Here is a 549-nt window from a genome sequence, read left to right as displayed (position 1 = left end):
GTCAAGGACGGGGCGAAGGTCCCGGTCGACGGCCGGGTGCAGCACGGCAGCGCGGGGTGGATGAAAGTTCGATCACCGGGGAGTCCCTGCCGGTGGACAAGGCCGCCGGGACCAGGTCTTCGCCGGCACCATCGCCACCAGCGGCTTCCTGCAGGTGGTGGCCGAGGGCATCGGCGCGGACACCACCCTGGCGCGCATCATCCACCGGGTCGAGGAGGCGCAGGACGCCCGGGCCCGCACGCAAAGCTTCTTCGACCGGTTCGCCACCTGGTACACCCCGGCGATCATCCTGCTGGCGCTGGTGGCCGGGCTGCTCACCTCCGATGTGGTGCTGGCCCTGACCCTGCTGGTCATCGGCTGCCCCGGCGCCCTGGTGATCTCCATCCCGGTGGCGGTGGTGGCCGGCATTGGCCGGGCCGCGAAGGACGGGATCCTGATCAAGGGCGGGGAGTATCTGGAGCAGGCGGCACGGATTGACACGGTGGCCGTGGACAAGACCGGCACCCTGACCGAAGGCCGCCCCCAGCTGACCGACCTGGTGCCGGTCGG

The 549-nt window shown here is 71.0% G+C and carries 1 pseudogene; it reads left to right on the top strand.

The features are described 5' to 3' along the window. A pseudogene (locus JCM19049_RS17190) lies at positions 1-549 on the top strand (HAD-IC family P-type ATPase); the annotation flags it as partial.

This window comes from Arthrobacter sp. JCM 19049 (assembly GCF_001310435.1).
This window is presented reverse-complemented; position numbering and strand designations above follow the sequence as displayed.